Source organism: Salinimicrobium oceani (assembly GCF_012037645.1).
Genome location: NZ_JAAVJR010000439.1, coordinates 1 through 502, shown reverse-complemented (window position 1 = coordinate 502; position 502 = coordinate 1). Strand labels below are relative to the sequence as shown.

Genomic DNA, 502 nt, shown 5'->3' with positions numbered 1-502 from the left:
CCGTTCTACCTCGTTTTGCTTTCTGGCTTTCCTGTTGAGGTGTGGATAGTTCACCTTCATGAACTCATCGGTAAGTTCCCCAACCAACTGAGCCACTTTAGCTCCGAATTTCTCTTTTATTTCTTCAATTTCAACCGGCGTGTCTTCCACCACATCGTGCAGGTAAGCAGCGCAGATCATTTCGGGAGTATGGGGAACAGTTTTTACGATCTCTGCCACCCGTTTGGGATGCTCGATATAGAGTTCATTGGTGAATTTCCTTTGTTGTTCGCCGTGGGCTTCAGTGGCGAACCTTAATGCCTCCTCTTCCATAAATTTTTTCTTTTCAAATTAATGATTTTTCAGAAGGAGAAAAAGCAACAAAAAAAGGTTGTTCAAAAAGCTTTATTCAGCTTTTTGAACAACCTTCAAAAATATCTTTTTTGACAGTTTATTTATCCAACGGCGCTCCAACAGGAACAGCACAATCATGTCCCGGTTCCCCATGTGGCGGATTGACAGA

General features: G+C 42.6%; 1 protein-coding gene. It reads right to left on the bottom strand.

Annotated elements, in window-relative coordinates:
- Positions 1 to 312 (bottom strand): HD domain-containing protein (locus HC175_RS17615; protein WP_168139588.1); only part of this gene is annotated, 312 nt, incomplete at its 3' end.
- Positions 313 to 502 lie beyond the last annotated feature (190 nt).